The organism is Promicromonospora sp. NPDC023805, assembly GCF_040639635.1.
Lineage (GTDB): Bacteria > Actinomycetota > Actinomycetes > Actinomycetales > Cellulomonadaceae > Promicromonospora.
In genome coordinates, this window is the sequence record NZ_JBFAAH010000005.1 from 184,229 (window position 1) to 207,951 (window position 23,723).

Genomic DNA, 23,723 nt, shown 5'->3' on the forward strand with positions numbered 1-23,723 from the left:
CGTTACCAGGGAGACCGGACAGGCGCTCTACTTCGCGGACAAGCCAGCGACCGGGTCAGGAAAGACCTGCGGAGACCTTGGCCATGGAGCCGGTCTCGGTGGTCGGCACGTCGGTGCTGGGGGCGTACTTGTTCACCGCACTCACGGAGACTCCCACCCGCTCCGCGACCTCGTCGAGGCTGAGGTTCTGCTCCCACCGGAGCACACGGATCTGGCTGATCTGGTGCGGGGGGAGCGACGGCGCCGAGCTGGTGACCACGGGCGTCGTCCCGGTGACCGTGGGCATCGTCCCGGTGCTGGGGCGCGTCTCCCAGTCCGTTGCCGGCGTCACGGGCGCGTACTTGCGTTCCAGCTGCACGCGCTCGGTCTCGCCGGTCAGGGCGGGCTCGGACCGGATCCGCTCGGACGCCGCGGCCGGCTCGGGGTCGCTGTTGCCGGTCAGGGCAGGCTCGTCGTGCGCGGACCTGTCGTGCTCGCCGCCGTCGGTCACGGCCAGGCCCATCTGGACGCCGGCGGGAAGGACCAGCTCGGGCAGGTTCACGCGGACCGGTGCGCGGTCGGCCGCGGTCCGCTCGAGCTCGCTCTGATCCGGCATCCACTCGCCGGCCAGCGCCGCGGCCTCCTGGACGACGTCGCGGATCGTGCGCTCCGACTCCAGGTGCGGGCGGGTCACCTCCGCGGTGACGCCGGCGGGTACGTGGCGGTGGACCCGGGTCACCGCGGCGTTCACGTCCGCGATGCGTGCGTCACGCTCGTCCTCGGGGGCGATCTGCGCCAGCCGCACCGCGTCGAGCATGTCCAGCACTGCCGTCTCACGGTCGAGCTCGATCTGCGCCAGCCGGTCGAGGTTGCGCGCACTCGACGCCGACTGGAAGAACAGGTGCACCGCGACGGCCGCGAGGACGGGGGCGACGGCACGGGAGACGGCGAAGATGCCCTCACCGAGCAGCCAGCCGTGCCAGGCGGCGAGCGCGCCGGACAGCACGCCGACGACGATCGCGCCGCCGAGCCAGCGCCCGTGCCCGGCCGGCTCACGGCCGCTCTCGAGCGCGCGGTCGGCCCGACGTCGTCCCTCCCAGGCCAGGCCGATCACCAGCGCCTCGTAGGCGATACCAAGCGCGTAGCCGAGCTCGGGCCCCTCATAGGCGGCGATGGTGTGTGACATGCCGATGTAGGCCCAGGCCGAGAGACCGAAGGCCCCAAGGAAGAACCCTGGGTTTCTGCGTATGTCGGCGATGACCGCAGGAACGCGTCGGGGGCGTTTCTCCGATGCCATGATGGGTGTATCCCTTTCCGTCGGTACGGGTCGGTGAGGCTGTACTGCCGGGACGCGTGGTCGGAACCCGACTGAAGAAGACATGGTGCAAGGCTGATCTTGGACCATGTTGGGCCCTTTGTGCTCTTTACGCTGGAGATCCGCCCGGATCGCTTCGATCAATCACCCAGTGTGCCGGAGTGCGCGGCGGCCGCCGCCTCGTGTTTATCCACAGATGGCTTATTTTGAGGCCCGTCCATAGTGCTTGCCGTTGAATCATAGACGGCATGACGCGGACACCGATCTCGATCTCGGCTGGGCAGGCAGGCTCGGACCCCGGGGCAGGACCCCTCAACCGGCTGACGCTTCGCGAGCGCCTCGACCTCGCGACCCGGCTGGAGCATCGTCTGGTCGGGCACGTGCGTCGGCCGGGCAATGCCGAGCCCGTCCGGCGGCAGGCCGCGTACGTGCGCTCGGAGTCGCTGGTGCCGGACGACGTCGACACCGAGCTGCGCGACGCGATGACGCGTGACTGCGCGGTGGACATGCTGGTGCACGTGGGGCCACGTGGGACGGGCGGCTCGCTGGTCGACAGGCTCCTCGGCGACGCGCCCGCTGCCACGGGTCCGGGCACCGCCCCGCAGGACTCGGGCACCGCCCCGGCCGGCCTCACCGTGGACGACGCCGAGCGTGCGCTGCTCGGGCAGTGGCGCGGCGGGGGCGTGCTGGGCTACTTCATGGTGACCGACCTGGTGGACGAGCACGCGGTGCTGCACAACCTGGAGGACGACCTGGAGTACCGGGTCTACACGGGGCGCTCCGAGATCCGGGCGACCGCGCTCCTCCCGGGCCTACCCCTGTCCGTGCGCCTCCTCCCGGTCGGGGCGGCGTGGATCTTCGCGGACACCCCGCTGGTCTTCTCGCCGGGTTCTGTCGTCGGGGTCGTGCGGGGCGTCGTCGGGCTGCTGGCCTCGACGCCGTGCCCCGCCTACCGCAACCCGCGCACCGTGGCCCGCGCCCGCGAGCTCGTCGCCGACCACCACCGCGCGTTCCGCGACCTCTTCGGGGACGTGCTGGTGCAGGGCACCGCGTCGCACGTCATGGACTGCTACCTACGGTTCAAGGCCCGGATCGGCGCCCCGGCGGAGGAGTTCGCGCTGTTCCCGTCGCTCCGCGACGAGCGCTGGCTGCCCGACGACGCCGCCGACCCCGACGACGAGGCCTTCGCGCTGGTGCACCACCCAGTCAAAGGACTGCGGCTGCTCGACTGGTACGCGCAGCTCCGCGAGGTGCACACCGCGCCCTTCGCGTCGTGGAAGCCGGGGCGGCTCGCGCAGGTGCTCGCCGACCCCGACGTCCCCTCCTGGGTGCTTGCCCTGCTCGCGGAGCGGCACCCGGACCACCTGGACGTGCTGTACGGGCTTGCGCTGGACGAGCCCGGGTTCAGCTGGGCGCGCGACGGCGCAGCGCTGCTGCACGACCGCGAGCCCGCGGTGGTCCGGGACGAGCCGGGGATCATCATGGCGTCGTCGATCATGGGGCGGGTGCGGCCGCCGGAGGACGAGACAGAGGTCCTGCCGGCCTGGTGACACTCCGCGGTGGAACCGGCAGCGGCTCGCCGCCGAGGCGGGTCAGTCGATCGGGGCCGGCTCGTCCGGGAGGGTGAAGGTGGTGGCGAACTCGGCCGAACGGTAGCCCGTCCGCTCCGCCGTCACCGTCACTCGCACGCGGTGACCCTTGTAGGCCCCGCGGAGCCAGACGCGAGAACTGGGCTCGTACTCCGCCCACGTGATGGTCTCGCCGGTCTCGACGTCGACCCACGCCCACGTGTAGGTGACGTTCGGGTCCTGGTCGACCTCGCAGTAGGCGAACCAGCCGAGGTGCGCCTGGCCGTCGACCAGCTCGATCGTGCAGCCCGGCTGCGGCACCGACGGTTGCGGCACCATGCCGGTGGCGTTGGAGAGCGCCGCGGCCTCGGCGTACCCGGACCGGGCGGCGGTGAGCCTGACCTGGACGGACTTGCCCACGTCGGCGAGCGCGACGGTGTAGGTGCACGACCCGAGGTTGTCCCGCTCCTCACCGCCGATGCTCCACAGGCACGCGGTAGTGTCAGGCTGTGGTGTCCAGCCGGTCGCTTCCGCGGTGATCTTCTGGCCTACCTGGACCTTCGCCGGGATCGACACGGCGCCCGGCTGGAACTGAGCCGGGGCAGCGTCCTGCTCACCGGCGGCCTGCTCGTCGACGGGCGCGGCGACCGGAGAGCCCTTGGGCGTCGCCGACGGCGTCGCCTTCGGCTTCTTCGTGGTCGGGGTGGGGCTGGGCTTGTCGGACGGCTCGGCCGAGGGCGAGGCCCCGGCCTGGGGTGCGAGCACGCCGGGCGTGTCGTCGGGAGTCAGGAAGTGCACCACTGCCGCCGCGACACCACCGCCGCCCAGCAGCAGACCCGCCGCGACCACGCCGATCAGGACCCTGCGCCGGGTCTTGCCCGACGACGCGGGCGCCTTCGGGCGGTCCGGCTCGGCAGCGGACGCCGGTACCGCGCCCAGCTCCGTGTCCGCGCCGGGCAGACCGGTTCCGGTGTCGACCGCCTCGACGTACGGCAGATCGGCGGCCGGCAGGTGGGTGGCCGGCCGGCCGGCGGCCGACAGGTGGGTGGCCGGCCGACCGGTGAGCGATGCCTCAGCGGGCGACGGATCCGCAGGCACCGGTTCGGCGAGGAACGCGAGCACCGCCGATGTCGTCGGGCGCGCGGCGGGGTCCTTGGCCAGGCAGGCGCCGACCAGGCGGCGCAGGCCGGACGGCAGGACGGCGAGGTCGGGCTGCTCGTGCACGATCCGGTACGTGACCGTCGCGAGGCTGCCCGTCCCGAACGGCGCGGTCCCGGCCTGCGCGAGGTGGGCGACGGCGCCGAGCGACCACACGTCCGTGGCGGGGGTGACGGCCTCGCCCCGGGCCTGCTCGGGCGACATGAACTGGGGAGTCCCGGGCTGCACGCCCGTGGTGGTCAACGACGTGGCGTCCGTCTCGGAGACGATGCCCATGTCGATCAGCACCGGCCCGTCGGGGCCGAGCAGCACGTTGGCGGGCTTCAGGTCGCGGTGGACGAGCCCTTCGCGATGGATGGCGTCGAGGGCCTCGGCGAGACCGGTGACGAGCTCGCGGACCGCCGGCTCGGGCAGGCTCCCCAGCTCGGCGATGGCCTGCGCCAGGGTGGGTCCGGGAACGTACTCGCTGGCCAGCCAGGGTGTGGCCGCATCCACGTCGAAGTCGACGACGGCCGCCATACGGCGGCTGCGCACCTTCGTCGCCGCCGCTACTTCACGGCGGAAGCGGGCCCGGAACTCGCGCTCGTCGGTGCGTTCCGGGTGGATGACCTTGATCGCGAGCAGGCGACCGCTCCGGGTCGCTCCGAGATACACCATGCCCATGCCGCCCCGGCCCAGCCGGCCGCGGATCTCGTAGCCGCCGAGCTCTGGCGGGTCGTCGGCGGTGGGTGGTGCGATCTCAGGTGCGCGGACACGTCGCGCCACATCGGACAGCACAGAGAACTCCCTCGGTTCGGATGCGCTCGCTCGGGCCGACCGGTCAGCGCGCTCGCGGGGACGAGGGTACCGGAACGGGCCGCGGCGCTCAGCCGCCGCTGACGCTCAGCTCGGCCTCGCGCAGCTTCGCCTCGAACTCCTCGGACAGGTCGCGGGAGTCGAGCCAGCCGTACGGCAGGTGCGGCGTCTTGGGGGAGCCTGCGCGTCCGCGGGGGCCTTCGGCGTCGTCCCCCGGGTACGGGGCGTCCAGGTCGAGGTCGTCGAGCCGCTCGCGCAGCTCGGCGAGCGTGTCGATGAGCGCGAGCGTGTGCCGCTTCTCGCCGCCGACCGCGTAGCCCTTGAGGTACCAGGCCATGTGCTTGCGCAGGTCGCGCATGGCCTTGCCCTCGTCGCCGTCGAAGTACTCGATCATGAGCTCGCCGTGCCGGTAGACCGTCTCGGCGACCTCGCGCAGGCCCGGCCGGACCCGCAGGTCGGAGCCGTTGAAGGCCGCGGAAAGGTCGGCGAACAACCAAGGGCGGCCCTGGCAGCCCCTGCCGACCACGACGCCGTCGGCCCCCGTCTCCTCGACCATGCGCAGGGCGTCCTCGGCGGACCAGATGTCGCCGTTGCCGAGCACCGGGACCGTCCGTACCGCCTCCTTGAGGCGCGCGATGGCCTCCCACTCGGCCTGGCCGGAGTAGTGCTGCGCGGCGGTACGGGCGTGCAGCGCGACAGCGGCGACGCCGAGCGACTCCGCGATCTGACCCGCCTCCAGGTAGGTCAGGTGGTTGTCGTCGATGCCCTTGCGCATCTTGATGGTGACGGGCACGCCGTACGGCTTGGCGGCGTCGACGGCCGCTTTCACGATGTCGGTGAAGAGCTGCCGCTTCCAGGGCAGCGCGGCTCCGCCGCCCTTGCGGGTCACCTTGGGCACCGGGCAGCCGAAGTTCAGGTCGACGTGGTCGGCGCGGTCCTCGCCCGCGATGATCTTCACCGCTGCGCCGACCGTCGCCGGGTCCACGCCGTACACCTGGGCGGAGCGGGGCCGCTCGTCCTCGCCGAACGTCACGATCCGCAGCGCCTCGACGTTGCGCTCCACCAGCGCGCGGCTCGTCACCATCTCCGCGACGTACAGGCCCGGGTCGAACCCCGTCGACTGCCCCGCCTCGCGGCACAGCGTGCGGAAGGCGCGGTTCGTCACCCCCGCCATGGGCGCGAGCACCACCGGCGTGGCGACGGTGATGGGCCCGATCTGCAGGGGCTTGAGCAGGGCGGTGGGCGTGTCGAGGGCGGAGGTCACGGTGCCATTGTTCCACCGGTCGTCGTGGGCATCGCCGGTTGTGGCGGCTCTCACGGTCTTTCCTGGCCAGTGACCGGGTGCGCATGATTCAATGAGTCAACACATTGATTCATTGAATCTGAGGAGCGACATGTTCGGACTCTCCGGGATGATCTTGCCCGCTGCCGTCGTCGTGCTGGTGCTCGTCCCCGGCGCGGTGGCGCTGCTGGTCGCCGTCCTGCTGGCCGGCCGGCCCGAAGGTCACGACGCGACCGTCGCCGCCGCCCGTCGGCACGAGGCGCGGATCTCGGCCGCCGCGGCGGCGCTGAGCATCGGGTTGGCGGTAGGACTCAGCAGCCGGGCGGTCGACCCGTGGGGACCACCCGGCGTGCTGCTCGGTCTGGCTCCGTTCGCCGCGGTGCTGATGATCTGCCTGGCGCGGATCGTCGGGGAGTCGCGCTGGCCCCGCCCGGCCGGCGAGGTGCGCACGGCGCCGCTCGTGCGGCGCAGCGTGCCGGACCAGGGCGGCTGGCGGCTGGTGACGTTCCTCGGCACCACCGGCGCGCTCGGCGTGGCCTTCGTGGTGTTCGGCCTCACCGCTGCCGCCGACGGGCGCAGCGTCGAGGGTGTCGAGCGGCAGGTCACGTACCCCGGTGACCCGGGTACCGAGGTGGTCAGTGCCGCTGGCCCGTACCCCGGGTGGGAGTTCGGCGGGCCGGCACTCGTGCTGCTCGTGCTCGTCGTCGTCGCCGTCCTGGTGGCGTTGCGCGTGGTGACGCGGCGTCCGCCGATCGGGCTGCTCTCCCCGGCGCAGGACGATGCGATCCGGCGCACGTCCGCGTCCCGGGTGCTCGCGGGGGCGCAGCTGTGGGTCGGTCTGGGTGCGGCGGGCCATCTCGCCTTCGCCGGGGGTGCACTGAACAGCACCGGCGGGATGACGGGCGGTCTCGTGTCCCTCGTGCTCGCGCTGGTGCTCGTCATCGGGTCCGTGGTGATCGCCGCGCCGGCGCTCCTGTACCGGCGGGTCGAGGCCGCAGGGACGGCACCGCGGGCGGCGTCGACGGGCTCGCCGGCATGACCGAGCTGCGGGTAGACCTGTCCTCGCCGGTCCCGGTCTACGAGCAGATCCGCAGCCAGGTCGCCGCGCTGGTCGCGGTGGGTGCCCTGGCTCCGGGGGACCGGCTCCCCGCCTCGCGGGACCTGGCCCGGGACCTGGGGATCGCCGTCGGCACCGCGCAGCGGGCGTATCGCGAGCTGGAGACGAGCGGCGTGGTCACCAGCCGGCGACGGGTCGGAACGGTGGTCGCGGAGCCGCCCGCCGGTGGCCTGCGCGGTGGGGCGGAGCCCGTCGGCGAGCCGCAGCGCCCGGCCGACGGGCCGACGTCGGACACCGGCGGGCTGGTGGACGAAGCGCGAGCTTTCGTGGCCCGGGCGCGCGAGCAGGGACTGAGCGACGAGGCAGTACTTGCCTTCGTCCGGGGCGCACTGCTCCCGGAGCGGCGCGGAGGCTGACGCCGTCGTCGCCACGACGTTCGCCGACGTCGACACGGTCACCGTCTACCCGCGCATAGTGGGTTCCATCCACCCGTTCGTGCTGCGACCGGGGGTGGGCGGCGACGTCCACGAGTCCGAGCGGCAGCAGTGGGACAGCGGCAACAACGCGGTGGTGGTCGAGCCGGGCGTGGTGGCGGGCACTGCATGACCTGCCCGATCATCCGCGATCCCGTCGCCTGACGGTGCCGGCCGGCTTCGTGTCCGGCGCGCTGCGTTCGCCCATTTGCTCGATGTCGGGGCAAGATACGGCCTGACCTGGTCTTTGGCCATGGGGACTTCAATCGTGGACGGACTTCACCCACGGGGATACGGTTCGGCTGCGGTGTGTTGCACATTGTTCTGACGGGTTTTGACTAAAGGAGTGCGCATGGCTGGGGCAAAGACACTTCGGGTCGAGGCCGACGCATGGACACGCCTCCAGGAGAGTGCGCGCGGTGGGAGCGATGACGGGTTGGCCGGGATACTCGCGGAGCATCTGATCGCGCCGGTCAAGGCCCTGCTCGTGACAACGCAGGGCGACCGGGGTGTGCGAACGCGGCTGACGATGGTCCGCGGGGAACTCGTGCTGGTGACCCAGCGGATGGCGCTGGTGGACGGCGAGACCCGGATCGAGCCGGGCGCACAGATCACCTTCTCCGACCCCGAGGCGCTGTGGCCCGCGCTGGCGCGGACGCTGCCTGACATGTCGGTGCTGCGCGCACCGGCAGATGCTGTCGCCAACGAGCCTGACCGGCGTCTGACCGACCTCACACCTGAAGGCGTGGCAGAGCTGTTGGGGCGGGAAGAGGCAAATCTCCAGGTGAGCGTGGAGGCGTATCGCGAAGGAGGCGTCCCCGCGGTGCAGTGGGGGCGGCTGTGGTCGGTGGTGGATGGCCGACTGATCGACGTGCGCACCCGGGACGGCGAAGTCCGGCTGGTGGAGCGACCGGCGGGATCTGTGGCGAAGGAGCTGCGGTGGGCGCTGGTGGGTGCGGTGGACGCGACGACGCGGGTGGATGAGCGCGGTGGCGGTCGGCCCCGCGGATCAGGCGACGGAGTCGACGGCTCGGAGGCGGGCGCATGACGCAGGAGATGTGGGGCCAGGACATCGAGCAGGTCCGGGCCTTGGCCGACCTCTTCGAGAAGTCGGCCGAGGAGCTGGAGTCGTCCCGGCAGCTGGTGGACTCCGCGGTGATGGGGTTCGATGGGTGGGGCGCGAACGTAGACCAGATGCGGGATGAGTGGTCCGCCTCGCTGGCGCCCTCGCTGAGCCAGATTGCCGACTCCCTGCGGTCCGCGGGCGAAAAGGCCGGCCAGAACGCCGACGCCCAGGAGGCGACCTCCAACGAGGGCGGCTCGACCGGCGATAGCCCCTTCGCCGGGGTCAGCACCACCGCGCACGGCGAGTCCGACGGGGGCGGCTTCTTCGACTGGGTCAGCGACGGTGTGGACAACGTCGGCGACGCGATCTCCGACGGTGTGGACAACGTCACCGACGCGGTCTCCGACGGCGTCGACGCGGTGGGCGACGGCGTGGACTGGCTGGGCGACCGGCTGTCCGATGGCGCGGACTGGGCAGGCGACCGGGTGTCGGACGGCGTCGACGCGGTCGGCGACGGCGTCGACTGGCTCGGGGACCGCGCCTCGGACCTCGGCGGCTGGCTGTCCGACCGCGGCTCCGCGATCGGGGACAGCTGGGGCAATGTCTCCGATGCCGCCGGGCAGTACTGGGATGCCACCGGCGGTGCCATCCTGGACGGTGAGTGGCCGCGCACCACAGAGATGATCGCCTCGGGCCTGCTCCTGAACGGGGCGGTTCTGGGGGCGTATATGACGACGATCACCGGCGGTACGGTCGAGCCCAGGCTGTTCGACGACGGAGAGCCGTTCGCCGGTGATCCCACGCCCGTGAACCCCGACAACGTGACCGTTCCCAACGGCATCGAGGACCTGGTCGTCGGTGTGGACGACGCATACACCATCGAGGACGGGGGCGTCCGCGTCACCACCGTGGACTCCCCGGAGGGCCCGCGCGTGATTGTCAGCGTCCCGGGCACCGAGGAATGGAACCCGCTGGCCGGGGGAAACGCGATGGACCTCACCGGCAACCTCGTGACCGCCGGCGGCGGCGAGTCGACCATGACGCAAGCGGTCAAGCTCGCGATGGAGAACGCCAACATCCCGCCCGGCGCCGAGGTGATGATGGTGGGGCACTCCCAGGGCGGCATGACGGTCGCGGACCTCGTGTCGGACCCCGGCTTCGTGTCCGAGTACAACGTGACCAACGCGATGACGTACGGGTCGCCGATCGACAGCGTGAACATCGACTCCCGGGTGAACGTGCTGGAGGTGCAGCACCAGGGCGACCTGGTGCCGAAGCTCGACCTGGGGGACGCGCGGGACCCGCTCGTGCCCGGTCTTCCGCTCCTGCCCGGTAGCCCCTACTCGGGTCCGAACCACACCGATGTCACCCTCGACAACTCGTCGCCGTGGTACGACCCGCTGGGCAACCACGCCGGCTACGACACATCGCTGGCGAACAGCACCGATCCCGCGGTCACGGCCTATGAGCAGCAGCTGATCGACAGCGGCTTCCTGGGCGGGAATGCGTCGAACACGAGCGCAGTGGACGTCAACGTCGGACGGAGGAACTGAGGGTGACGCAGTATCGGAAGACGCGCTGGGGCGTGCACCTAGGCTCGTTCTCAGCGTTGGTGGTGCTCGTCTCCGGCCTGACCGGGTGCGGCGGGTCGGAAGCCCAGCGGTGTGAAGAGCTGTTCTCCAGCTCCATCGGGGCGGTCGCCGGCGTCGAGTCGGTCGAGGTGGACTGCAGGGTGCAGCTCGGCGGGGGGTGGGAACGGGTGTCGGTGCATCTGGCGACGTCCGACGCGGACGAGGCTCGCGAGATCGGCCGGTCCGTGCTCCGGGCGGTCGCGGAGGAGCCGGAGATGGACCCCCAGTGGTCGACTCCACAGGGCTACTACCTGCAGGACGGCACAGAGGCCTCCATCGATCGGCGGGAGCTCGGGTTCAACGGCGTGCCGACCGTCGGCGAGGTCCGCGAAGTCTTCGATATCCAGGTCGACTGACGAGCTGTTTGCCATGGGTATGAAAGAGGCGTGAGTCCCGCCCGGGATCACGCCTCTTTCATACCCACAGATGCGCTCAGGCGCGCAGCCACACGGTCGTGTCCGACGGCACCGCCCGTACGCCGTCCGACGTCGTGAGGTCACCCGACGCCACCAGCACCTCCACCTCGGCAGGCAGCGTCAGCGCGGCCTCGCCCAGGTTGCTGACCACCACGATGCCGGACACCTGGAAGGCGACGACGTCCGGGGACCCGGCCAGCGCGTCGACCCACGCGAGCCCTGCCGTGCCGATCTTCTCGGCCCGGCGCAGCTCGAGCGCCGTCCGGTACATCTCGTAGGTCGAGCCCGCGACGCCATACTGCCGGTCGGCGGCGAGGTCGGCGTAGACGTCGGGCTGCGGCAGCCAGGTCTTGCCCGTGGGGCCGAACCCGTTGCCCGGTGCGCCGCCGACCCACGGCAGCGGCACGCGGCAGCCGTCACGGCCGGGCTCGGCGCCGTCGGTCCGGAAGAAGGACGGGTCCTGGCGTACCTCGGCGGGCAGCGCGGTGTGGTCCGGCAGGCCCAGCTCCTCGCCCTGGTACAGGTACGCGGAGCCCGGCAGACCGAGCATCAGCAGCGTCGCGGCGCGGGCCCGGCGCAGGCCGAGCTCGGCGTCGGGCTGCGGGTCGGTCGCGGCGATGCCGTTCAGCTGGCGACCGCCGATCTCGGCCAGGCCGAAGCGTGAGGCGTGCCGCACGACGTCGTGGTTGGACAGCACCCACGTGGTCGGGGCGCCGACGGCGTCCATGGTGTCGAGCGACACGTCGACGACAGTACGCATCTTCGCCGCGTCCCACGGGGCGGTGAGGAACGAGAAGTTGAACGCCTGGTGCATCTCGTCGGGCCGCACGTAACGGGCCAGGCGGCTCAGCGGCTCCACCCAGGCCTCGGCCACGAGGCAGCGCTCACCCGGGTACTCGGCGAGGACGCGGTGCCAGGAGCGGTAGATCTCGTGCACGCCGTCCTGGTCGAACATCGGGCCCTGGTTGCCGGCCCCGGTGGAGCCGTCGTCCGACCCTGCGGCATTCGCCGCGGGACCGTCGACCGTGCCCTCGACCATGGCGGCCCGGCCGTCCCAGTCCGGCAGGCCGGGCGCCTTGATCATGCCGTGCGCGACGTCGACGCGGAACCCGTCAACGCCCCGGTCGAGCCAGAACCGCAGCACGTCCTCGAGCTCCGTACGGACCTCGGGGTTCTCCCAGTTCAGGTCCGGCTGCGAGGTGTCGAACAGGTGCAGGTACCACTGCGGGCCCAGGGGACCGTCCTCCGCGCGCGGGGTCAGGCGGGTCCAGGCCGGGCCGCCGAAGATCGACTGCCAGTTGTTCGGCGGCTCGTCCCCGGCCGGGCCGCGGCCGTCGCGGAACATGTAGCGCTCGCGCGCCGCCGAGCCGGGCGCCGCGGCCAGCGCCTCCTGGAACCAGACGTGCTGGTCGGAGGAGTGGTTGGGCACCAGGTCCACGATGATCCGCAAGTCCCGCTCGTGGGCTCCGGTGAGCATCTCGTCGAAGTCCGCGAGCGTGCCGAAGAGCGGGTCGATGTCGCGGTAGTCGGCGACGTCGTAACCCGCGTCCTTCTGGGGGGAGCGGTAGAACGGGCTCAGCCAGACGGCGTCGACCCCGAGCTGCTTGAGGTGGTCCAGCTTGGCGGTGACGCCCGGCAGGTCGCCGATCCCGTCGCCGTTGCCGTCCGCGAACGAGCGCGGGTACACCTGGTAGATCACCGCGTCGCGCCACCACTCGCCGCTTGCGGCAGGCGTGTGGACGAGGGTCCCGGCGGTGAGGTCGTCGATGGTCAGCAGGGGGGTGCGGGTCACGTGTCGCGTCCTCGAATTCGGGGGTATGTCGGATGTAACGCTTGCAGAAAGCGTACGGGAGAATCAACCCCCTCCGACCACGCCCACAGCGAACTTCAGGGGCGCGGGGCCGCGCCCGTCGAGCCTCGGACCACCAGCTCCGGCGTGAAAAGGAGCTCCGAGCGGGGGGCGCGTTCCCCGTGGATCTCGGTGAGCAGGGCGCTGACCGCGGCGTGCGCCATGTCGGCGACCGGCTGGCGCACCGTCGTCAGCGGCGGGTTGGTGAACGCGACCAGCGGCGAGTCGTCGTACCCCACGACGCTCACGTCGTCGGGCACGGACAGGCCGCGCGAGTGGGCGGCGCGGATGGCGCCGAGCGCCATCAGGTCGGATCCGCAGACGACGGCGGTGTGCCCGCCGTCGAACAGGTCGCCGGCCGCCGCCTGGCCGCCCTCCAGCGTGTAGAGGGTCAGTGCCACGTGCTCGCGCGCCTCCTGCTCGGTGGCCGCGAGGCCGTGCCGTACGAGCTGTGCGGCGAACGCCTCGATCTTGCGCTTGGCCGGCACGAACCGGTCGGGGCCGATCGCCATGCCGATGCGGCGGTGGCCGAGCGCCACCAGGTGGCGGACCGAGAGCTCGATGCTGGCGGCGTCGTCGGGCGACACGAACGGGGCGTCGATGCCCGCGGCGTACCCGTTGATCAGCACGATCGGCAGGCCGCGTCCGCGCAGCCGCTGGTAGCGCTCGGTGGAGGCCCGCGTGTCGGCGTGCTTGCCGGACACGAAGACGATGCCGTCCACCGCGTGGTCGATCAGCGTCTCGACGTACTCGTCCTCGGTGGTGCCGCCCGGCGACTGCGTGCAGAGCAGCGGCGTGTAGCCGCGCGAGGCGAGCTGCGACTCGATCGCCTGCGCGAACGCGGGGAACACCGGGTTGGACAGCTCGGGGACCACCAGGCCGATGAGGCCGGCGGGCCGGGCGCGCAGCGCGGACGGGCGCTCGTAGCCGAGCACGTCGAGGGCGGCGAGCACCGCCTGACGCGTCTCGCCGGCCACGCCGGGCTTGCCGTTGAGCACGCGCGACACAGTCGCGGTGGAGACCCCTGCTTGCTCGGCGAGGTCGGTCAGTCGGGTGCGCACGCCTGGCAGCCTAGGTGACACAAGACCTCCTCGTCCCCGGGCGTACGCGGGTGTCGGCGCCGCGTTTCCGCTTCATCACCTGTCAGATCGCCTGCCAGCCGTTGCAAGCGTTGCTGAAACTTTATCGCAACACCTTGCAAGATCGTCCGGTCCGGCCTTACGGTTCGTGGCATCCAAACCAGGCCCGACGTCGGGCCGCGAACTACCGGGAGTGACGATGCGACGGAGCATCCTGACCGCCGCTGCGCTGACCGCGACGCTGGCGCTGGCCGCCTGCTCGGGCGGCGCGGAGGAACCAGCGGGCGAGGAGACCTCGGCCGCGCCCGACGGGACGGGTGCCACCCTGACCGTGTGGGTCGACGAGACCCGCCAGGCCGCCGTCGAGGACGCGGCCGCCGGCTTCGAGGAGTCGACGGGCGCCGAGGTGGAGGTGGTCCTGAAGAACTTCGAGGACATCCGCCCCGACTTCCTGGCCCAGGTGCCCACGGGCAAGGGGCCGGACATCACCGTCGGTGCGCACGACTGGCTGGGTGAGCTCACGACCAACGGCGTGGTGGCTCCGATCGAGCTCGGCGACACGGCCGACGCGTTCGAGCCGGTCTCCGTCTCGGCCTTCACGCAGGACGGGCAGGTCTACGGCTTGCCCTACGCCGTGGAGAACATCGCGCTCATCCGCAACACGGAGCTCGCCCCCGAGGCGCCCGCCACCTGGGACGACGCGATCGCGGCCGGCAAGGAAGCCGGTACCAAGTACCCGCTGCTGATCCAGACGTCGCCCGAGGGCGACCCCTACACCTACTACCCGCTGCAGACGTCGTTCGGCGCCCCGGTGTTCGAGCAGAACGAGGACGGCTCCTACCAGCCCGAGCTCGCGCTCGGCGGCGAGGGCGGCACGAAGTTCGCGGAGTGGCTGGCCGAGCAGGGTGAGGCCGGCGTGCTGAGCACCGACGTCACCTACGACATCGCGCTGGCGGCCTTCGCCAAGGGCGAGTCGCCGTACATCGTGGGCGGCCCGTGGATGCTCGAGCAGCTCGGGGACCTCGACCTGGCGATCGACCCCATCCCGAGCGCCGGCGGCGAGCCCGCCCAGCCGTTCGTGGGTGTGGCCGGCTTCTACGTGAGCGCGCAGAGCGAGAACGCGCTGCTCGCCAACGACTTCCTGGTCAACCACATGGCCACGCCCGAGGCGCAGCTCGCGCTCTACGAGGCGGGCGACCGTCCGCCGGCCCTGATCGAGGCCGCCGACACCGCGTCGGAGGACCCGATCACCGCCGGCTTCCGTGAGGTGGGCGCCGACGCCGTCCCGATGCCGTCGCTCCCCGAGATGGGCGCCGTGTGGGCCTACTGGGGCGTCACCGAGGCCGCGATCATCTCCGGCAAGTCCGACCCGGCCGAGGGCTGGGACAAGATGGTCACCGACATCCAGGGTGAGATCGGCTGATGTCTTCCCCTGCGATCCGGGGCTCCGGCCGGACCGGCTGGAGCCCCGGGTTTCTCGTCAAGCTCGCCCTGATCGCGCTGGTCGACGCCCTGGGCGTCTACGCCGTGCTGGCCGCGTGGGCCGCCGAGTCGTGGGGCCTGCTCGCCGCGATGGTGGCGCTGCTGCTCGTGGCGAACTGGGCCTACTTCTCCAAGCGGGCGCTGCCCCTGAAGTACATCCTGCCGGGCCTCGCCTTCCTGCTCGTCTACCAGGTGTACGTCGTGGCCTACACGGGCTACGTCGCGTTCACCAACTACGGCGACGGGCACAACTCCACCAAGGAGCAGGCGATCGAGGCCCTCCTGGTGCAGAACGAGCGCCGGGTGGAGGGTTCGCCGTCGATGCCGGTCACGGTGGTGACCGACGGCGACGAGCTCGGCTTCGCGCTCGGGTCGCCCGATGGCGCGATGTCGGTGGGCACCGCCGACCAGCCGCTGGAGGCGGCACCGGACGCGACAGTCGAGGCCGGGCGGGTCACCGCTCTGCCCGGGTACGAGGCGCTGACGTACGCCGAGATCCTGGAGCGGCAGCAGGAGGTCACCGACCTGCGGGTGCCCGTCTCCGACGACCCGAGCGACGGCTCGGTCCGCACGCAGGACGCCCGCACCGGGTACATCTTCACGTCCACGCTGACCTACGACGCAGCGTCGGACACCATGACGGACACCACGACCGGCGTGACGTACACGCCCAACGACGACGGCCAGTTCGAGGCCGCCGACGGGACCACCCTGCCGGTGGGCTGGCGCGTGCTCGTGGGGCTGGACAACTTCGTCACCGCGTTCGGCGACGACCGGTATGCGGGACCGTTCGGCAAGATCCTGCTCTGGACGTTCGCCTTCGCGGTGATCTCCGTGGCGTCCACGTTCCTGCTCGGCCTGTTCCTGGCGATCGCGTTCAACGACGCGCGTCTGCGCGGACGACGGATCTACCGCACCCTCGTGATCCTCCCGTACGCGATCCCCGGGTTCCTCGCGGCTCTGCTGTGGTCGGGCCTGCTGAACCGGTCGTACGGGTTCGTCAACGAGGTGCTGCTCGGCGGGGCGTCGATCCCGTGGCTCACCGATCCGGTGCTCGCGAAGCTTGCGGTGCTCGGCGTGAACCTGTGGCTCGGCTTCCCCTACATGTTCCTCATCTGCACGGGCGCGCTGCAGTCCCTGCCGGGCGACGTGCTGGAGGCCGCGAAGATCGACGGCGCGGGCCGGTGGCGCACCTGGCGGTCCATCACCCTGCCGCTGCTGCTGGTCGCGACGGCGCCGCTGCTCATCTCCAGCTTCGCCTTCAACTTCAACAACTTCACGCTGATCTACATGCTCACCGGGGGCGGGCCGCGGTTCGACGACGCCTCGGTGCCGCTCGGGCACACCGACATCCTGATCTCGATGGTCTACTCGGTCTCCGGGCTCGACGGCACGGCCGCCAAGGACTACGGCCTGGCCAGCGCCCTGTCGATAGTGATCTTCGTGGTGGTCGCCACCATCTCCGCCCTCGCGTTCCGGCGCACCCGCTCGCTCGAGGAGATCGCCTGATGAGCACGACGATTCCCCAGGCCCGTCCGGCGGCCCCGCCCCGGCAGCCCCTGAGCCGCCGGACCACCCCGGGCCGCTGGTTCGCCGACCTCGGCTGGCGCCACCTGGTCGGCGTCCTCGCCGTCGTCTACGCGGGCTTCCCGCTGGTCTACGTCGTCTCGGCCTCCCTGGCCGAGGGCGGCACCCTCACCGGCTCGAACGACCTGTTCGCGTCGGTGTCGGGCGCCAACTACGCAGCCCTCGGCGGCACGAAGTTCTGGACCTGGATGGGCAACACCCTCGTGGTGGCGGTCGCCACCGGCGTCGGTACGGTGCTCATGGGCGCCGCGGCGGCCTACGCCTTCTCGCGGTTCCGGTTCAGCGGACGCCGGGTGGGGCTCACCGCCCTGCTCGTCATCCAGATGTTCCCGCAGATGCTCGCGTTCGTGGCGATCTTCCTGCTGCTCATCTCGCTGGGCAACGTCGTGCCGGTGCTCGGCCTGGACTCCAAGCTGTCGCTGATCTGCGTGTACCTGGGCGGCGCGCTGGGCGTGAACACGTTCCTCATGTACGGGTTCTTCAACACCGTGCCGCGCGAGATCGACGAGGCCGCGAAGATCGACGGCGCCTCGCACGCCCAGATCTACTGGACCATCGTGCTGCGCCTCACGGCGCCGATCCTCGCCGTGGTGGGGCTGCTGAGCTTCATCAGCACGTTCGGCGAGTTCATCGTCGCGCGCGTGCTGCTGCAGTCCGAGGACAGCTGGACGCTCGCCGTCGGCCTCTACGGCTGGGTCTCGTCGCTGCAGGACGCCAACTGGGGCCTGTTCACGGCGGGCGCCGTCGTCTCGGCGGTGCCGGTGCTCGCGCTGTTCCTGTTCCTGCAGAAGTACATAGTGGGCGGCCTGACGGCGGGGTCGGTCAAGGGCTGAGGGGTGGGCGGAGGCTGCCGTCGGCACGGGTGAAACAGTTAAGTTTCACCCGGGCCTTGACCTGGTGCCGCGCCACCAAGCAGGATCCGGCTCGCAGGTCAACGACGCCCGCCGATCGCCAGGAGCCAGCATGAGAGCGTTGCCAGCAGGGGGAACCAGGACTGCTACTACCGCCGACTGGCGTGGCGGGGGACGTCTCGTGCAGAGCCGGCGGGCCCTCGCGGCGGGCCTGTTGGCCGTCGCTGTCGCCATGACCGCGGTCCCGGCCACCGGCGCGGCCCAGCCCGCTACGGCCAGCCCGGCCACCTCGACGTCGGACAGCGCGGCCACCCAGGCGCACACCGCCGGCCGCGTCAAGGTCAGCGGCGAGAGCCTCCTGTACAGCTGGCCGGGCGTCTACTTCGAGGGCCGGTTCCGGGGGACCGGGGTAGGGATCGTGCTCAACGACTCGGCCGCCGACTACGACGTCCAGGTCGACGGCGCCACGGTCGCCACCCTCGTGAAGCCGGGTCGGACCACCCGGTGGGTCAACGGCCTGCGCGACGCCGAGCACACCGTGCGTCTCGTGAAGCGCAACGAGAGCCAGTGGGTGGGCAGCGAGTTCGGCGGGTTCGTCGCTGCCTCGGGCGGCGCGATCCTCAGCAAGCCGGCGGCCCGCGGCCGCCAGATCGAGTTCATCGGCGACTCGCTGACGGTCGGCTACGGGAACACGTCGGGCAGCAGGGACTGCTCCGGGGACCAGGTGAACCGCACCACGAACACCGACCGCGGCTACGGCGCGCTGACGGCGCGGGGGCTGGGCGCCGACTATCAGGTCAACGCGTTCTCCGGCAAGGGGATGGTGCGCAACTACAACGGCGGCGACCCGGGCAACCACTACCGCGCGTACTACGACCGGGCGCTGCTGCACGTGCCCGGCGACGTGTGGAACCCCGGCACCTGGCGGCCACGGCTCGTCGTGGTCTACCTCGGTACCAACGACTTCTCGACGGCGCTCAACCCCGGCGAGCCGTGGTCCTCGAGAGACAGCCTCGCCGCCGCCTACCGCACCGCGTACGGCGAGTTCGTGCAGAGGCTGCGGAACCGTTACGGCGGCGACACGACCATCGTGGCGGTCGGCTCCGGGACGTTCGCGAACGACGTGCAGCGGGTGGTGCAGGAGCGGAACGGAGCGGGCGACAGCCGGGTCCGGTACTGGTTCCTCGACAGCAACGGACTGGACTTCCAAGGCTGCCACTATCACTTCTCCGCCAACGACCACCAGGTCGTCGCGGGACGGTTCAGGACGTTCGTCGACGGCCTCGGAGTGCGCTGGTAAGCCGAGCAGGCACAAGTTCTCTCGGGCTGTCGGTCCGGGCCTTTCGGCGCTTTCGAATCGTTTAACGCTGGCAGTGCTGCCTTTGACCGAAAAGACCGAAAACCATTGCGGTGTCCTGGTTCCGGATGCTTCACTGTTTCGGCCATGTGACCGATAGCTCTGACCGATATCGAGGAGGTTCGACGTGGAAGCTCTGAGAGAGGCACCAGCCCGGCACGGACGAGACAGACGGAGAAGAACGAGGATGACGGCGGCCCTCTGCGCCGTCGTGGTCGCCTGGACGGCGGCAACGGTGACCGTCCCGGCGGTCGCCGCCGACGGCGCGGAGGTGTCCCGGGAGCAGGCCAAGGCCACGCGCACGCCCCGGTTCATGACCGAGGCGGGTGCCAGCACCAGGAACTTCGTGGAGTCGGAGAACTTCACCGTCCGGTGGGGCGACGCGGTCGACGCGGTCGCCTGGGGCAGGCAGCGCGGGTACGACAACTACCCCCAGTGGGTCGCGAACCACATGGAGACGATCTGGGACTTCTACGTGGACGAGGTGGGCTGGGTCGACGTGGCACGGCACGGCCCCGGCTCGGCGTACCGGATCAACATCTACCTCTGCGGCACCTGGTCCGGAGGCTTCCTGCCGCCGGCCAACTGGGCGGGGCCGGACGACGCCGGCGTCGGGCACATGTGCCTGCCCTACGACAAGATCTGGGACGAGTGGGTCGAGTCGCACGAGTTCAACCACATCCTGCAGTCCTACGCGTCCGACCTCAACGCGCAGGACGGCAACGGCGGGGGCTGGGGCCACGGGAACCCGGTCTCGGGGCCGGTCTGGGAGGCGCACGCCAACTACATGGCGCGCATGAAGCGGCCCGACGTCGCCGCAGGGTCCGGCTACTTTCCCGACCGCCAGCACCGTCGGTGGCTCTCGCAGGAGACGTACTACGGCGACTGGTTGCTGTTCAACACGATCCGGGACGTCCACGGTGGAGCCGCCGTCGACCGGCTGTGGCGCGAGGCGAGGCAGGGTGAGCACCCGATCGACACGATCAAGCGGGTCCTGGGACTGAACCACCAGGCGTTCGCCGGGCTGCTCGCCCAGTACGGGTCCCGCCAGGTCACCTACGACTTCTCGGACGGCGCGGCGATCCGCGGCGACCTGTGGCGCGGCGGGAGCTACCGGCCGCTGCACACTGATGCCCTGGTGAACCTGGGCGGAGGCCGATACCGGATCGCCGACGGTGACGCGCCGCACCAGTACGGGCACAACATCATGCGACTGAACCCGCAGGGCGGGCAGGCGTCGGTGCGGCTGGACGGGCGGTCGAACCTCTCCGGTGCCGACTGGCGGTTCCGGCTCGCCGCCGTGTCACCGAACTTCTCGGTCCGCTACAGCGGGGTGTTCGGCCCGGGCCAGACGGCGACCCTCGGCCTCCAAGGTGCGGAGACGCACCTGATGCTGGTCGTCGTGGCGACGCCGTCCGTGCACCGCAACTATCCGATGTGGCAGGTAGGGGTCGGCGACCCGTTCCCGTACGAGCTCACGATCACCGGGGCCACCCCGGGGTGACAGGGCGCCGTCGGCGTGCCCGTCCGGATCAGGAACCGGACGAGATCAGCCGGCGGTGCAGCGCCAGCGCCGACAGGTCCGTGAGGCACGAGACCTGGTCGACCACCACGCGCAGGCGGGCGGCGTCGTCGGACGCCGCCCGCCAGTCCGCGGCGAACGGCGGCTCCAGCTCGTCGGGGGCGCGGTCGGCGAGCACGCCGACCAGGTCGGCCAGGATCTCCCGTTCCCGCAGGTAGCGGGGCTCCTGGCCGCGCGGCGCCATGACGTAGGTGACCGCGATGCCCTTGAGCGCGAGGATCTCGTGCTCGGTCTCGGCGGGCACCACGAGCCGGGCGGCGTACCGCGTGAGCGGTCCTTCGCCGTACACGGCGCGCGTCGCGGTGATCGCCGAGCCGATGAACCGGCCGATGAGCTGGCTGGTCATGTCCTTGAGCGACGCCAGCGAGCGGCGCGACCCGTCGTAGGCGCGCACCAGGTGACCCTCGCCGCGCAGGTAGTCCTGCAGCCGCCCGATCGCTGCGTCGATGGCGTCCGCGGTGTACCACTCGCCGTACCAGGCGCGCACGTACTCGGCGACGCGCTGCCGCTCCTCGGCGTCCGCCATGAGGTCCAGGTCGATGCGGCCGGCGACCACGCCGTCCTCGACGTCGTGCACCGAGTAGCTGATGTCGTCGGCGAGGTCCATGACCTGGGCCTCGAGGCACTTCACGCCGTGCGGCGCGTCCTTGCGGAGCCATTCGAAGACCGGCAGGTCGTCGGTGTAGACGCCGAACTTCCGGCTTGCCGTGCCGTCGGGACGGGCCGGGCCGGCGCCGTACGCCCACGGGTACTTGACGCTCGCGTCGAGGCTCGCGCGAGTCAGGTTGAGGCCGGCGGGGGAGCCGTCGTCGGCCAGGACCTTGGGCTCGAGCCGGGTCAGGAGACGCAGGGTCTGTGCGTTGCCCTCGAAGCCGCCGACCGGCTGCGCGATCTCGGCGAGCGCCGTCTCGCCGTTGTGCCCGAACGGCGGGTGCCCGAGGTCGTGGGTGAGGCAGGCGGTGTCGACGACGTCGGGGTCGCAGCCCAGGGAGCGGCCCATGCCGCGGCCCACCTGCGCGACCTCGAGGGAGTGGGTCAGCCGGGTGCGCACGAAGTCGTCGTGCCCCGCGCCGAGCACCTGGGTCTTCGCGCCGAGGCGGCGCAGCGCGGAGGAGTGGACCACGCGCCCGCGGTCACGTTCGAACGGGGTCCGGGCCTGTGACTTGGGCGGTTCGGTCACCCAGCGCTCGACGTCCTGCGCGCTGTACGACGGCGGGATGCTCTTCCCGAGGGCTTGCTCCACGCTTGCACTCTAGTCACGCCGGCTGGCATCCCCGGAATCCGGGCCCGCCGGCTGCTGTGCAGGCGCCTGTGCCTGCCGCTGTGCCGCCGCTGTGCCGGCTGCCGCGGAGGCGGGCGCTCGGCCCTGCCTCCGCCGCGGCTGTGCTACCTGCCGGCTACTTGTTGTTGCTGTACCAGCTCAGGCCACCGGGGAGGTTCAAGGAGTGCTTCTTCGTCTTCGAGTTCCAGGTCCACGGACCGATCTTGAAGCTCATGGACGACAAGCCCCTCTGGGTGATGTTGAACTTGAGCGGGCCGAGCGCCAGCCGCTTGCGATACCGGATTCCCATGATCCTGACTTACCTCCTCGGGTCGGGGCAAAGCGTACCGAACCTCGCTACCCCGGCAAACCGAACACGCCCCGAGATTTGACCATGCGGTTACTGCCAGCCGAGGGCCTCGTCTGGCAGTAACCGCATGGTCAACGTGGCCGTTCGGCCGGGCGGTCAGTCGCCGGCCGCTACCCAGGCGTCGCTCGCCTTCTGGACGTCTTGCGGGGTCACCGAGTCGGCGACCGTGACGAAGTACCAGCGGTGGCCGAACGGGCAGCGGACCGCCGCCTGCCGGAACCCCTCGAACCAGTCGGCCGGCTCCGTCAGGCTGCTCGCGCCCGCCGCGATCGCCCGCGCGTAGGCGGCGTCGGTGTCCTCCACCGGGATGGTGAAGCTGGCGTGCGTGGGTGCGCCGGGCTCGGGGGCCACGGAGTCCGGCGGGAACGCGGCGGCGACGGTGAACGTCGACTCGCCCGCGGCGGACCGCAGGACCAGGTCGGAGTGGATCACGGCGTCGCCCGCCGTGATCACGTCGAGCGTCTCGGCGCCGAGCGCTGCCTCGTAGAAGGCGATGGCCGCGCGGGCGTCGCTCACGGCGATGTTGGGGTGCAGGGCTGAGTTCTTCATGTCTTCGATGCTGTCGCGGTCGGGGTGTGCCAGTCTTGGAAGAATGCGACAGCTGTTCGACGGCGGCCCCGCCGTCACGCAGGCGCTCGACGCCGGGCCCACGCTCGGCATCGTGAACCCCGCGCGCGCCCGCGACCGGTTCACGCTCGACCGCGTCGATCCAGCGCCGGACCTTGCAGACCTCGTCGACTGGCACTGGGTGATCACCTGGGACCTGCCACCCGGCGCGACCTTCACGCAGGCCGTGGTGCCCCACCCGGTGGGCCAGGTCGTCGCGGAGGACACCGGATTGCTCGCCTATGCCATGCCCGCCGTTGCCGTCGACCGGCGCACCCTGTCCGGCTCGGGCGGCGTGGTCGGCACCAAGCTGCGCCCGGGCGGCTACCGGGCGCTGCTCGGGCTCGCGCACCCGGGCGAGCGGGGCGCCGTCGGGCCCGCGGGCTTTCTAGGCCCGACGGCGGCACACGCCGGCGCCGCCGCCATCGACCAGGCCAGGGACGGCCGTCCCGATGCCGCCGTCCGGACCGTCACCCCGCTGCTCCTGGCCGCCGCCGAGCGCACCCGGACACCACGGTCCACCGCCGCGCTGGCCGCGCTCGGCGAGGCGTTCGCGATGATCGCCGACGCGGTACCCGGGACGACCGTCGCCACGCTCGCGGCAGGGCTCGGCACCACCCCGCGTTCGCTGCAGCGCCTGTTCGCCGACTGGGTCGGGGTGAGCCCCAAGTGGGTGCTGCAGAGGCACCGGGTGCATCTCGCCGCCGAGATGCTGGGCCGCGATCCGGCGCTGGACCTGGCGGGGCTAGCGGCCGCCGTCGGCTACTACGACCAGGCGCACTTCACGGGGGACTTCGTGCGGGCGGTGGGCGTGGCCCCGGGCGAGTACGCCCGCAGCTGCGCGGCGGCCCTGACTGGCTGAGCTCCCGACCTGTCAGACGCACAGGTCACCCGACTGACCTGTGGGTCTGACGACTCATGGGTGTGGACGGCGGCCTCCGGTGTCGGTGGGCGCGCAT

General features: G+C 71.5%; 20 protein-coding genes and 1 pseudogene. 13 read left to right on the forward strand and 8 right to left on the reverse strand.

Annotated features, from left to right (window positions below; genetic code table 11):
- Nucleotides 1-55: 55 nt before the first annotated feature.
- Nucleotides 56-1,165 (reverse strand): helix-turn-helix transcriptional regulator, encoded by a 1,110-nt coding sequence (locus tag AB0F70_RS08165; protein WP_357445913.1) that lies wholly within the window; start codon nt 1,163-1,165, stop codon nt 56-58.
- A gap of 377 nt (nt 1,166-1,542) precedes the next feature.
- On the opposite strand from AB0F70_RS08165, the gene AB0F70_RS08170 reads away from it, so the two are divergent.
- The gene (locus AB0F70_RS08170) at nt 1,543-2,844 is read left to right on the forward strand and encodes a hypothetical protein (protein WP_357445916.1); all 1,302 of its coding nucleotides are present in this window, start codon (nt 1,543-1,545) and stop codon (nt 2,842-2,844) included.
- A 42-nt stretch (nt 2,845-2,886) separates the two neighbouring features.
- On the opposite strand, the gene AB0F70_RS08175 is transcribed toward AB0F70_RS08170, so the two are convergent.
- Complete coding sequence (locus tag AB0F70_RS08175; protein WP_357445919.1) at nt 2,887-4,797, reverse strand: protein kinase; 1,911 nt, start codon at nt 4,795-4,797, stop codon at nt 2,887-2,889.
- An 88-nt stretch (nt 4,798-4,885) separates the two neighbouring features.
- Nucleotides 4,886-6,079: a tRNA dihydrouridine synthase DusB gene (dusB, locus tag AB0F70_RS08180; RefSeq protein WP_357445922.1), complete on the reverse strand. Its 1,194-nt coding sequence runs from the start codon at nt 6,077-6,079 to the stop codon at nt 4,886-4,888.
- 130 nt (nt 6,080-6,209) lie between these two features.
- On the opposite strand from dusB, the gene AB0F70_RS08185 reads away from it, so the two are divergent.
- The 6 genes and pseudogenes from AB0F70_RS08185 to AB0F70_RS08210 all read left to right on the forward strand — a co-directional run bounded on the left by AB0F70_RS08185 (nt 6,210) and on the right by AB0F70_RS08210 (nt 10,680).
- Nucleotides 6,210-7,136: a hypothetical protein gene (locus AB0F70_RS08185; RefSeq protein WP_357445924.1), complete on the forward strand. Its 927-nt coding sequence runs from the start codon at nt 6,210-6,212 to the stop codon at nt 7,134-7,136.
- The gene (locus AB0F70_RS08190) at nt 7,133-7,570 is read left to right on the forward strand and encodes a GntR family transcriptional regulator (protein WP_357445927.1); all 438 of its coding nucleotides are present in this window, start codon (nt 7,133-7,135) and stop codon (nt 7,568-7,570) included. Before AB0F70_RS08185 ends, AB0F70_RS08190 begins: the two co-directional genes overlap by 4 nt.
- A gap of 16 nt (nt 7,571-7,586) precedes the next feature.
- Nucleotides 7,587-7,792, forward strand: a pseudogene (locus AB0F70_RS08195) (arginine deiminase); the annotation flags it as partial.
- 187 nt (nt 7,793-7,979) lie between these two features.
- Nucleotides 7,980-8,675, forward strand: coding sequence for a hypothetical protein (locus AB0F70_RS08200; RefSeq protein WP_357445930.1), 696 nt, complete (start codon nt 7,980-7,982; stop codon nt 8,673-8,675).
- Complete coding sequence (locus AB0F70_RS08205) at nt 8,672-10,246, forward strand: hypothetical protein (RefSeq protein WP_357445934.1); 1,575 nt, start codon at nt 8,672-8,674, stop codon at nt 10,244-10,246. Before AB0F70_RS08200 ends, AB0F70_RS08205 begins: the two co-directional genes overlap by 4 nt.
- A 2-nt stretch (nt 10,247-10,248) precedes the next feature.
- On the forward strand, nt 10,249-10,680 hold the full coding sequence (locus AB0F70_RS08210; protein WP_357445937.1) for a hypothetical protein: 432 nt from the start codon (nt 10,249-10,251) through the stop codon (nt 10,678-10,680).
- 76 nt (nt 10,681-10,756) lie between these two features.
- On the opposite strand, the gene AB0F70_RS08215 is transcribed toward AB0F70_RS08210, so the two are convergent.
- Nucleotides 10,757-12,532 carry a glycoside hydrolase family 13 protein gene (locus tag AB0F70_RS08215; RefSeq protein WP_357445940.1) on the reverse strand — a complete coding sequence of 592 codons (1,776 nt, stop codon included), beginning with the start codon at nt 12,530-12,532 and terminating at the stop codon, nt 10,757-10,759.
- A 95-nt stretch (nt 12,533-12,627) separates the two neighbouring features.
- A complete protein-coding gene (locus AB0F70_RS08220; RefSeq protein WP_357445943.1) occupies nt 12,628-13,650 on the reverse strand; it encodes a LacI family DNA-binding transcriptional regulator in 1,023 nt (340 codons plus the stop codon).
- A 217-nt stretch (nt 13,651-13,867) separates the two neighbouring features.
- Between AB0F70_RS08220 and AB0F70_RS08225 the strand changes: the two genes are divergently transcribed.
- From AB0F70_RS08225 to AB0F70_RS08245, 5 genes are all read left to right on the forward strand, one after another.
- A complete protein-coding gene (locus AB0F70_RS08225) occupies nt 13,868-15,091 on the forward strand; it encodes a maltose ABC transporter substrate-binding protein (protein WP_357445946.1) in 1,224 nt (407 codons plus the stop codon).
- The gene (locus AB0F70_RS08230) at nt 15,091-16,659 is read left to right on the forward strand and encodes an ABC transporter permease subunit (RefSeq protein WP_357445950.1); all 1,569 of its coding nucleotides are present in this window, start codon (nt 15,091-15,093) and stop codon (nt 16,657-16,659) included. The genes AB0F70_RS08225 and AB0F70_RS08230 overlap by 1 nt, the downstream gene beginning before the upstream one ends.
- The gene (locus AB0F70_RS08235) at nt 16,659-17,570 is read left to right on the forward strand and encodes a sugar ABC transporter permease (protein WP_357445953.1); all 912 of its coding nucleotides are present in this window, start codon (nt 16,659-16,661) and stop codon (nt 17,568-17,570) included. Before AB0F70_RS08230 ends, AB0F70_RS08235 begins: the two co-directional genes overlap by 1 nt.
- Nucleotides 17,571-17,700: 130 nt before the next feature.
- The gene (locus AB0F70_RS08240; RefSeq protein ID WP_357445956.1) at nt 17,701-18,888 is read left to right on the forward strand and encodes an SGNH/GDSL hydrolase family protein; all 1,188 of its coding nucleotides are present in this window, start codon (nt 17,701-17,703) and stop codon (nt 18,886-18,888) included.
- 244 nt (nt 18,889-19,132) lie between these two features.
- Nucleotides 19,133-20,449: a DUF6055 domain-containing protein gene (locus tag AB0F70_RS08245; RefSeq protein ID WP_357445959.1), complete on the forward strand. Its 1,317-nt coding sequence runs from the start codon at nt 19,133-19,135 to the stop codon at nt 20,447-20,449.
- Between the two features lie 28 nt (nt 20,450-20,477).
- On the opposite strand, the gene AB0F70_RS08250 is transcribed toward AB0F70_RS08245, so the two are convergent.
- The 3 genes from AB0F70_RS08250 to AB0F70_RS08260 all read right to left on the reverse strand — a co-directional run bounded on the left by AB0F70_RS08250 (nt 20,478) and on the right by AB0F70_RS08260 (nt 22,707).
- Nucleotides 20,478-21,770 carry a deoxyguanosinetriphosphate triphosphohydrolase gene (locus tag AB0F70_RS08250; RefSeq protein ID WP_357445962.1) on the reverse strand — a complete coding sequence of 431 codons (1,293 nt, stop codon included), beginning with the start codon at nt 21,768-21,770 and terminating at the stop codon, nt 20,478-20,480.
- Nucleotides 21,771-21,924: 154 nt separating this feature from the next.
- A complete protein-coding gene (locus AB0F70_RS08255; protein ID WP_116676262.1) occupies nt 21,925-22,098 on the reverse strand; it encodes a DUF4236 domain-containing protein in 174 nt (57 codons plus the stop codon).
- Nucleotides 22,099-22,254: 156 nt separating this feature from the next.
- Entirely contained in the window at nt 22,255-22,707 is a 453-nt protein-coding gene (locus tag AB0F70_RS08260; protein WP_357445965.1) for a VOC family protein, read from the reverse strand.
- 43 nt (nt 22,708-22,750) lie between these two features.
- Between AB0F70_RS08260 and AB0F70_RS08265 the strand changes: the two genes are divergently transcribed.
- Nucleotides 22,751-23,626 (forward strand): helix-turn-helix domain-containing protein, encoded by an 876-nt coding sequence (locus AB0F70_RS08265; protein ID WP_357445968.1) that lies wholly within the window; start codon nt 22,751-22,753, stop codon nt 23,624-23,626.
- The last annotated feature ends 97 nt before the right edge of the window (nt 23,627-23,723 follow it).